Origin of the sequence: Bacillus cereus group sp. Bc031, assembly GCF_027716265.1 — a bacterium.
GTDB lineage: Bacteria > Bacillota > Bacilli > Bacillales > Bacillaceae_G > Bacillus_A > Bacillus_A paranthracis.
Genome location: NZ_JAQFUL010000154.1, coordinates 1 through 5,261 on the forward strand (window position 1 = coordinate 1; position 5,261 = coordinate 5,261).

Below are 5,261 nucleotides of genomic sequence, written 5' to 3' on the forward strand. Positions count from 1 at the left end.
ACCTATCCCCTAAAGAATTTAGGGAACAAGTGGTTTAGGTGTTTTGATTAGTGTCCCGTTTTCAGGGTTCACTTCATAAGGAGGGGCTTTTTATTTGGGTTAATTATCTAGTTTCTTTACAATTTTCAATCCGAACATCATTGTAAAGAAAAGAATGCCGAACAAGTAATATAAGGCATACTCAACTCGTATCATCGAGTTTTTGTCAGTGATATATAAAATAAATAGTATCACAGAGCCGACTAAATGAGAGAGACCGAAAATTTGTGCCATAAGCTTTAAACTCATCTTCTCGATTCTTTCATCCATCTCAGGTAATGGATATTTCTCGGAAACGCTCTTTTTTTTCTTAAAGAATATTTTTTTCACTACTAATAGTATTAAATCTAAGAGTATGTATACACCAACGAATAGAAGGACAGAACTAATCTTTTCTTCGTCGTTACTATTGAAATAAAGTAATGATGATCCTAACAATAAAAGAGTAAGATGTGAAATGAACTTTTGATTAGAAGTATTTTTCATTCTTTTTCCTCCCCAGTTTTATCTAATTGAAATAAATCTTCTACTTTACAGTTGAAAAACTCACATAATTTCAATGCTAATTCTAAACTTGGGTTGTATTTGTTTTTTTCGATAGCGATGAGGGATTGTCTAGTGATTTGAACAGAGGAAGCTAATTGTTCTTGGGTGATGTCTCTAACGACGCGGAATTGTTTTACCTTATTTTTAATCAAATATAAAAAGTCTCCTTTTTATAAATTTGTTACATTTATTATATCCATTTTTAGGTAATAAGTAAATAAAGCTTTACAAAAAGTAAACAAAACTTTACGTGAAATATAGCTTGTTATAATGTTATTTTTTGTGATAATTTGGAATTAAATGAAAAATAAAAGTCAAAAGAGGGGATTGGGTGGGGAGCAAAAAGAGGAAGAAAAAGCAAGCGAAGAGACAAAAGTATATAAAGAAAAAACAGGAACAGAACATACCTTTTTCTAAAAAAATAGTCATTATGATAGAGAAAACATTTCGGTATATTTGTATGTTCTTGTACGTAATTTTTTGTGTGTTTTTATGCGGAATGGTTAAAAGTTTGGGGATCACCCCTAATTTTATTGAAGGTATTTTTGGCGTTACACTTGTTATGGTAGAAGGAATCTTATTCTTTATATTATTTAATAAAGTATGGCCTAGTCATGAAAGTAAGAAAGATAAGCAAAGAAAAATGAGCAAAAAATCTTCATACGCCTCAAGTTCATCAAGTGGATTCGGTGACTACAGTAGCAGTGATTGTAGTAGCTCAAGTGATGGCGGAGGAGATTGCGGAGGCGGTGGAGATTAAATTAGTTTTTTCAGAAGAACGATTAATGAAAGGGTGGGACGAAATATGGAGACTGTGAATTTATTAGAATTAACAAAAGACATTCAAGATCAACATAAAAACTTCGTTGTTTCAAATGTGAATAGTCATTGCTTACGAATCGCTGTATTTACTGGTGAATATGATTGGCACTATCATTCTAATTCGGATGAATTATTTATTGTGTTAGAGGGAGAATTACTTATTGATTTTGAAGATGGAGAAACAGCGGTATTAAAGCCGAATGATTCTATTTTAATTCCGGCATGTACGATTCATAGAACGAGAGCATTAAAGAGAACGGTAAATCTTTGTTTTGAACATATAGAGGCGGATACGATTAAAGTGGAGCAATTATGAAAAAATTATCTGTAGCCGAGTATAGAAAAATCCTTCCGATTTTAGAAAGTCATACAAAAACGACGACGTTTGCTTATGCGGTATGTGATCAAATGATAGATGGTGAGGTTTTTGTAAACGAGAAGTTAACAGCAGGACTCATTCGTACAGCGAATGGCATTTATTATGTATTTGGTCATACGGATGATCAAAATTATAACGAAGATTTATTTTCGTATATAAAAACGTCTATTGAAAAAACAGAGAAGAGATTTACATTGTTCACTTCGAGTGACGAGTGGGAAATGATGATAGAAGAGCGTTTTAGTCATGTACTTCGAAACATTCCGCGAATGAAATTTCAAAGTGTAACCTTTGAAGGGAGAAAACGAGATTGTAACAAAAATACATATGAAGTGAAGCGTATTGATAGAAGAGATATAGAACGAAGCAGTGAATTTACAGAGGAGTATTACAAAGAATATTGGGGATCAAAAGAAACATTTTTAAACGGTGGTTTTGGATTTTGTATAGAACAAGAGGGAATGATTGTAGCGGAATGTGTTTCAATATTTAGTGGGAATGGATTCGCTGAAATTGATATTGTGACGCATAAAGCATATCAAGGGAAAGGATTAGCCCAAGCTGTTGCAACACGGTTCATTGAACATTGCATACAAAATGATATTACACCGTGCTGGGATTGTTATGTAGACAATATTTCTTCGCGAAAATTAGTTAGCAAATTAAGTTTTCATAATCCAATAGAATATAGATTATTTGTACGGAAGAAAACGGGGGAATAAAAAATGAATGTGGAATTAACGAGATTTAAAGTAAAGCCTGGTAAAAGTCATCGTGTAGATGAATGGATGCAGCTTCTGAATGACAATATGAAAGAAGTACTTTTGACATTAAACGACGAAAAGATGTACGTTGAGACAATTTTTCGGGAAATAAGAGATGGAGAAGAGTACTTATATTGGTATTCTGTGCAAGGAGAAGGCGGGGCTCTTGTCGAAAATTCTCATCATGAAATTGATAAAAAGCATTTGGAATTTTGGTATGAATGTATTGATGAGGAAGTCTCCTCTGTTGATATGAAAACAGAAGTCGTTATGATTCAAGATGTTGTGAAGGATGCGATGAAATAATAGATTGGTATTTTATAACCGTAAAATGGTCATCTGAGTGAGAGTTTTTGTTTCAAAAAATGATTTATATGTTACTAAAGTATATGTGAAGGGCGCATCAAAATAGATGTGCTTTTTATTATGATAAAAATGTAGAAAAGCTGTATTTGGATATCTTTAAGTGAAAATAAAAGTGGGATATTAAGAATCTTTTAGGATAAACTATAAAGAAATAAAAAACAGAAAACCAAAAGACCTACCAATATAAGGTGTAATTGTAACAGGTAAAACAGAGGATTTACAAAGTTTACAAGGAGCACCATATATTAAGGCTGCTGTTAGAGGTGTAACAGTTGAGAAATATTAATTACAGTCTATTAATGTGAATAATCAGAAAATTTATGTTATAATATGGGGAAAGGAGGTTTTATATGAGGCAAATACATGGAGCGATTTATATTTACATAACAATGTTTTTCGTGGCAATATCTTATGGATTAGGGCACGTGTATTCGCATCCTATACTAACTTTTTTAAGCGGAGCATGTATGGCGTTTGCGCTTCTTGTCCACCTTTTCTCAGTTTGGATCGTGAAATTTCAATTAAATATTAGTGAAATAGAAGAAGGTACTTTTTAAGTGGCCTTCTTTTTTTAATAATATTTTGGAAGTTCTTGTAGCAATTTTTCAATTTTGCATTCGGTTTCTTCACATATAGACAGTGTGCGTAGTCGGAAAAACAAACTACGTAAGAAAGATTTTACATTTCCGTATAAGTACTCGTACGATTCAATATGTAATGTTTGTTTTTTGACGGGTAATTGAGCTACTAAGTCATGAAGGGCTAATAGGAGTACTTCTTCCTTTAGACCATTTTGTAGCATTGCCACAATCGGATAAACGAGACGCTCGTCTTCTTCATATTTGTAGTAAATAGAATGGACACAGACTTTGTTTAATAAAGTTTGTAATATTTCTTCGTAATATAAGGTTTCCAGTTTAGGACTACGAACAAGCGCTTCAAATGTATCGGAAGCATGAGCGATACTATGTGCCCAGCCGTGGTCTTGCACATATCCCCGGAAATCATGTTCGTTATTCATATATAGAATTAGTTGATCTTTTACATTTGAAATATCAGTCCGTGATAAGAAATTATGATTTGTATCAGCATCAATAATGAGGGCAATTAATAATGTTGTAAATGCTCGCGTAAATACCGCATCTTCATCAGCCGAATGAATCTTATACAATAAATATTTTTTACTGATGCTTTCTAATAGTAGTTTCTGTAATTGCGTGTGTGAAAGGTATTCCTTTTTGATGAGATGATAAAAAGTAGAGTAAATAAGTTTGTCTCTTAAATAGCTATCAGTAACACCGATATGTTCAAGCATATTGGAACTTAAAGAATCAATGTTAACTTTGTTATCCAGCATGTAATTATTATTACGAATTTCTTCTAACTGTTGTTGTAACATATAAACCTCCTATTTTAGAAAATTCTGTATTTTAATAGTATAATAGAAGGAAGAAATAGACAATAAATAAGTGCATTTGAATGGAGGGGCATGATGAAGAGAGCATTATTCTTTTTCATTAGTATTTTCTTTTTAGGAAGCTGCTCGATTTGGTATGTTACTTTTTCTAGCGAGAGCAAAAGTTGGACGGGACAATATAAAGGCCATATTAAGGATGACAGTGAAGATGGAATGTTTACATTTCAGTATAAGGGCGGAGATGGAAATACAGAATTTAAAAATTTAGAGATTGCTATTAATGGAGCCTTTAGCACAATGACACAAACGTCAGAAAATCATAAAGGAGCAAAGATTGAAATGAAGTCTTCTTGTGTAAGTTGTGCGCCTCTATCTAAAGATGAACCGATAGAGATTGTGATTAAATGGGATGATAAGTATGAAGAGAAGATGGTGTTAAAGCAGAAATAGTGTAGGATAAGGGGTTAGGAATGAATAGGCATATGAAAATTTCTATGTATATATTTTTAAGTGCATTTCTACTCGTAATATCAGCGTGTACTACAAAACAAGTAGCGGTAAAAGCAATAACTAAAGAAGGATATATTATATTAAGAAATGACACGGTGTTTTTTGTCGGTGATAAAACATTTAAGACAAAAATAGAGTTGCAAAATTATATAGAACAAAAAATGAATCAAGATTATCCATCAGATATAGTCCTAATTTTTAAGGATAAAGATGCATATGATCAATTAAAAATAGGGGATAAAATAAAAGTATGGTCTTCTCAAATGCTTGAAAGCTATCCCGCAAAAATGATTGTAGAGAAGTTTGAAATAGTAGAGAAATAAAAAAGGCAGCATTCACGCTCATAGCCATCAAGTTTAAAAAATAAGTCCGATGCCTTTTGGCATCGGACTTATTTTTTAAAACTTGAGAGTAGAAG

General features: G+C 32.4%; 10 protein-coding genes and 1 pseudogene. 8 read left to right on the forward strand and 3 right to left on the reverse strand.

Annotated elements, in window-relative coordinates; genetic code table 11:
• Window positions 1-99 precede the first annotated feature (99 nt).
• Complete coding sequence (locus PDQ33_RS28085) at window positions 100-525, reverse strand: hypothetical protein (RefSeq protein ID WP_000799452.1); 426 nt, start codon at window positions 523-525, stop codon at window positions 100-102.
• Window positions 522-737, reverse strand: a complete 216-nt coding sequence (locus PDQ33_RS28090) for a helix-turn-helix transcriptional regulator (protein WP_000594567.1) — start codon at window positions 735-737, stop codon at window positions 522-524. The genes PDQ33_RS28085 and PDQ33_RS28090 overlap by 4 nt, the downstream gene beginning before the upstream one ends.
• A 179-nt stretch (window positions 738-916) precedes the next feature.
• Here PDQ33_RS28090 and PDQ33_RS28095 point away from each other — a divergent pair, with 179 nt between their 5' ends.
• The 6 genes and pseudogenes from PDQ33_RS28095 to PDQ33_RS28120 all read left to right on the forward strand — a co-directional run bounded on the left by PDQ33_RS28095 (window position 917) and on the right by PDQ33_RS28120 (window position 3,473).
• A complete protein-coding gene (locus PDQ33_RS28095) occupies window positions 917-1,345 on the forward strand; it encodes a hypothetical protein (protein ID WP_061132059.1) in 429 nt (142 codons plus the stop codon).
• A 45-nt stretch (window positions 1,346-1,390) separates the two neighbouring features.
• The gene (locus PDQ33_RS28100; protein WP_061132060.1) at window positions 1,391-1,723 is read left to right on the forward strand and encodes a cupin domain-containing protein; all 333 of its coding nucleotides are present in this window, start codon (window positions 1,391-1,393) and stop codon (window positions 1,721-1,723) included.
• Window positions 1,720-2,508: a GNAT family N-acetyltransferase gene (locus PDQ33_RS28105; protein ID WP_270757050.1), complete on the forward strand. Its 789-nt coding sequence runs from the start codon at window positions 1,720-1,722 to the stop codon at window positions 2,506-2,508. The genes PDQ33_RS28100 and PDQ33_RS28105 overlap by 4 nt, the downstream gene beginning before the upstream one ends.
• A 3-nt stretch (window positions 2,509-2,511) precedes the next feature.
• Window positions 2,512-2,856 (forward strand): DUF6176 family protein, encoded by a 345-nt coding sequence (locus PDQ33_RS28110; RefSeq protein WP_061132062.1) that lies wholly within the window; start codon window positions 2,512-2,514, stop codon window positions 2,854-2,856.
• A gap of 153 nt (window positions 2,857-3,009) precedes the next feature.
• Window positions 3,010-3,202: pseudogene (locus tag PDQ33_RS28115) on the forward strand (hypothetical protein); the annotation flags it as partial.
• 64 nt (window positions 3,203-3,266) lie between these two features.
• Entirely contained in the window at window positions 3,267-3,473 is a 207-nt protein-coding gene (locus PDQ33_RS28120) for a hypothetical protein (RefSeq protein ID WP_001248905.1), read from the forward strand.
• A gap of 14 nt (window positions 3,474-3,487) precedes the next feature.
• Here PDQ33_RS28120 and PDQ33_RS28125 read toward each other — a convergent pair whose 3' ends face one another.
• Window positions 3,488-4,315: a DUF2785 domain-containing protein gene (locus PDQ33_RS28125; RefSeq protein ID WP_270392874.1), complete on the reverse strand. Its 828-nt coding sequence runs from the start codon at window positions 4,313-4,315 to the stop codon at window positions 3,488-3,490.
• A gap of 90 nt (window positions 4,316-4,405) precedes the next feature.
• On the opposite strand from PDQ33_RS28125, the gene PDQ33_RS28130 reads away from it, so the two are divergent.
• Both PDQ33_RS28130 and PDQ33_RS28135 read left to right on the forward strand, forming a co-directional pair.
• The gene (locus tag PDQ33_RS28130; protein ID WP_074543119.1) at window positions 4,406-4,783 is read left to right on the forward strand and encodes a hypothetical protein; all 378 of its coding nucleotides are present in this window, start codon (window positions 4,406-4,408) and stop codon (window positions 4,781-4,783) included.
• 20 nt (window positions 4,784-4,803) lie between these two features.
• The gene (locus PDQ33_RS28135; protein ID WP_061132064.1) at window positions 4,804-5,166 is read left to right on the forward strand and encodes a DUF3221 domain-containing protein; all 363 of its coding nucleotides are present in this window, start codon (window positions 4,804-4,806) and stop codon (window positions 5,164-5,166) included.
• Window positions 5,167-5,261 lie beyond the last annotated feature (95 nt).

Coding starts and splice junctions, on each gene's coding strand:
- PDQ33_RS28085 (WP_000799452.1), bottom strand. CDS start 525: ATGAAAAATACTTCTAATCAAAAGTTCATTTCACATCTTACTCTTTTA.
- PDQ33_RS28100 (WP_061132060.1), top strand. CDS start 1,391: ATGGAGACTGTGAATTTATTAGAATTAACAAAAGACATTCAAGATCAA.
- PDQ33_RS28105 (WP_270757050.1), top strand. CDS start 1,720: ATGAAAAAATTATCTGTAGCCGAGTATAGAAAAATCCTTCCGATTTTA.
- PDQ33_RS28110 (WP_061132062.1), top strand. CDS start 2,512: ATGAATGTGGAATTAACGAGATTTAAAGTAAAGCCTGGTAAAAGTCAT.
- PDQ33_RS28120 (WP_001248905.1), top strand. CDS start 3,267: ATGAGGCAAATACATGGAGCGATTTATATTTACATAACAATGTTTTTC.
- PDQ33_RS28125 (WP_270392874.1), bottom strand. CDS start 4,315: ATGTTACAACAACAGTTAGAAGAAATTCGTAATAATAATTACATGCTG.
- PDQ33_RS28130 (WP_074543119.1), top strand. CDS start 4,406: ATGATGAAGAGAGCATTATTCTTTTTCATTAGTATTTTCTTTTTAGGA.
- PDQ33_RS28135 (WP_061132064.1), top strand. CDS start 4,804: ATGAATAGGCATATGAAAATTTCTATGTATATATTTTTAAGTGCATTT.